At 56.9% G+C, this 2,559-nt stretch carries 3 protein-coding genes, 2 rRNA genes and 1 pseudogene; all 6 read left to right on the top strand.

Annotated features, from left to right (window positions below; all coding sequences use genetic code 11):
• Positions 1–194: ribosomal RNA gene (locus VOI29_RS24030) — 23S ribosomal RNA — on the top strand; the annotation flags it as partial.
• Between the two features lie 181 nt (positions 195–375).
• Positions 376–490: ribosomal RNA gene (gene rrf / locus VOI29_RS24025) — 5S ribosomal RNA — on the top strand.
• Between the two features lie 181 nt (positions 491–671).
• Positions 672–1,307: a hypothetical protein gene (locus tag VOI29_RS24020; RefSeq protein ID WP_323784361.1), complete on the top strand. Its 636-nt coding sequence runs from the start codon at positions 672–674 to the stop codon at positions 1,305–1,307.
• Positions 1,308–1,383: 76 nt separating this feature from the next.
• Positions 1,384–1,581: a preprotein translocase subunit SecE gene (secE, locus tag VOI29_RS24015; RefSeq protein ID WP_259984178.1), complete on the top strand. Its 198-nt coding sequence runs from the start codon at positions 1,384–1,386 to the stop codon at positions 1,579–1,581.
• A 208-nt stretch (positions 1,582–1,789) separates the two neighbouring features.
• Positions 1,790–2,323 carry a transcription termination/antitermination protein NusG gene (gene nusG / locus VOI29_RS24010; RefSeq protein ID WP_007118816.1) on the top strand — a complete coding sequence of 178 codons (534 nt, stop codon included), beginning with the start codon at positions 1,790–1,792 and terminating at the stop codon, positions 2,321–2,323.
• Positions 2,324–2,469: 146 nt separating this feature from the next.
• Positions 2,470–2,559: pseudogene (locus VOI29_RS24005) on the top strand (50S ribosomal protein L11); the annotation flags it as partial.

The following is a 2,559-nucleotide window of genomic DNA, read 5'->3' as shown; positions in this document are numbered from 1 at the left end:
AGTTGTTATGCCAATAGCAGTGCTGGGTAGCTATGATCGGACAGGATAACCGCTGAAGGCATCTAAGCGGGAAGCCCCCCTCAAAACAAGGTATCCCTGAGAGCCGTGGTAGACCACCACGTCGATAGGCCAGAGATGTAAGCGTGGTAACACGTTCAGTTGACTGGTACTAATTGCTCGATAGGCTTGATTTGATCCAGTAGAAGCAAGACTTCAACTTATCAATCAAAAGCATACACATACAATCAGTTGTACATGACTTGGACAAAAACACGCTTTGCGTTCCAATGGAGACGGTGCGGGAACGGGCATCCTACGGATACCCTGCCTCCCGCCGTCGCTCTGCAGAGCAAAGCGCGTCAGGAATTTATTTGGTTTGGTGATCATAGCGCGAGCAAAACACCTGGTCCCATCCCGAACCCAGCCGTTAAGTGCCGTAGCGCCGATGGTACTGCGTCTTAAGACGTGGGAGAGTAGGTCATCGCCAAACCTAATAAGTTCCTGATAATCAGTATCTCTCTACGATGATCTTTCAAAACCGCCGCTGCATAACATGCAGCGGCGGTTTTGCGTTGGGAAAAGCGGAAAGGTGCCGCAGATCTGTCCATTTTCCGCCCTGCCCGAGGCGCAATAGATCGGTAACTCTTTCGCAACCGCGTAGAGAGACTGATATGACCACCCATATAGATAAGGCCGATACCTCCACAGCGCCCGAGTTGGACGCCGCACCGCGTTCTGCAATACGCAATCTGATGCAGGACGCGCAGGAGAGCGAACAACCGAGGTCAGCTCAGGCTACAATGGCAATGTCACAAGAGCCGGCGGTCAAACCGCGGCGCATGGGGCGGGGGACTTTCCCAGACTTGTCGGCACCGGAGACGGCCCAGTGCAAATCCCGCAAGCCTTTGGCACTAAACTTACCCAAGAAACGCCCCTCGCTGCGGGCGGTTGTACTCAGCCTTCTTGTGCTAACTGTAATCCTACAGCCTTGGTTGGTGCTGGGCGTGGTTGTCGGTACTATCTTTGTCACGCTGGGGGTCTTTTTTGCCCTTGGCTACGACAGCTTCTGGCAGCGGGCAATGGCGTTTGGGCGCTGGTACGCCGGGCGGAGACCAGCACGGGCCGCCCGACTTCATGCGCGGTTGGATGCCTTTGCGATGAAATGGGATGCGGTGCTCGATCGATTCCCCGAAGGGACAGTGGATGGTCTCTACCTTCCAGACTTTGGCGAGATGGCAGCCGCCGACATGCGTCATGATGAGGCGCTTGCTCGCCGGTTTGACCGGCTTCGCGAGACCGAGGTCTAGCCCCTAGGCGATGTAGTCTTGAAACTAGACGATGGACCCGTTACATCCCCAAAATCCGCCAATAGGGAAACATGTCATGGCCACTACCAATCCGCTTCAGTTCATCCAGCAGGTCCGCACCGAAGTCGCCAAGGTTGTTTGGCCAACCAAACGCGAAGTCATGCTGACCACGGTGATGGTTTTTATTCTTGCCGCGCTGACAGCTGTTTTCTTTGCGATTGTCGACATTCTGATCCGCGGCGGGCTGCAGCAGGTTCTGGGTATGTTCGGCTGAGCATCGCCCGCATTGGTGAATTTATGTTTACACCCTTGAAACCTGCGTCTGCGCGGGCTATTGCGCAGACCTGACCTGAAAAGGGGCGTGCGGCGATTCGAGTTGCGCGCCGATTTTTTGTTCAGACGTTGCGGGGCAGAGGCCCCGTGTGATTGACGAATTTACATGCCGGGACAGCCCGCATGGCAAGACAGGGACCAGAGTTCAGATGGCAAAACGGTGGTATTCGGTCAGTGTCCTGTCGAACTTCGAAAAGAAGATCGCCGAGCAGATCCGCGCATCCGTGGCCGAGCAGGAACTTGAAGACCAGATTGACGAAGTGCTGGTGCCCACCGAAGAGGTGATCGAGGTCCGGCGCGGCAAGAAGGTGACAACCGAGCGTCGCTTCATGCCCGGCTATGTGCTGGTGCATATGGAAATGTCCGACGCGGGCTACCACCTGATCAACTCGATCAACCGCGTCACCGGTTTCCTGGGCCCGCAGGGCCGCCCGATGCCGATGCGCGATGCCGAGGTTCAGGCGATCCTGGGTCGTGTGCAGGAAGGCGAAGAAGCGCCACGCACGCTGATCCACTTCGAGATTGGCGAAAAGGTCAAGGTTGCCGACGGTCCGTTCGAGGACTTCGACGGCATGATCGAGGAAGTCGACGAAGACAACCAGCGCCTCAAGGTGTCGGTCTCGATCTTTGGCCGGGAAACCCCGGTCGAATTGGAATTCACGCAGGTCAACAAGCAGATCTGAGTGTATGGCGGGCCTAGGCCCGTCATCCCGGCGCCTCAAGGGTGTCGGTCACTGTGGGAGGCAAGGGCGCCGCGGCGCCTAACCCGGACCACGCAACGAAGATCCCGCGGGGCGCGCCCCAAGGGTGTTGAAAGGAGAATGGTCAGATGGCCAAGAAACTCGTCGGTACGATGAAGTTGCAAGTTAAAGCGGGTCAAGCAAACCCGTCCCCGCCCGTTGGTCCGGCTCTCGGTCAG

The organism is Leisingera sp. (genome assembly GCF_034669605.1).
In the GTDB taxonomy this organism is placed as follows: domain Bacteria; phylum Pseudomonadota; class Alphaproteobacteria; order Rhodobacterales; family Rhodobacteraceae; genus Leisingera.
This window is presented reverse-complemented; position numbering and strand designations above follow the sequence as displayed.

What these genes read in the sequence shown, in the direction of transcription:
- VOI29_RS24020 (WP_323784361.1), top strand. Translation starts at nt 672, where the DNA reads ATGACCACCCATATAGATAAGGCCGATACCTCCACAGCGCCCGAGTTG.
- secE (WP_259984178.1), top strand. Translation starts at nt 1,384, where the DNA reads ATGGCCACTACCAATCCGCTTCAGTTCATCCAGCAGGTCCGCACCGAA.
- nusG (WP_007118816.1), top strand. Translation starts at nt 1,790, where the DNA reads ATGGCAAAACGGTGGTATTCGGTCAGTGTCCTGTCGAACTTCGAAAAG.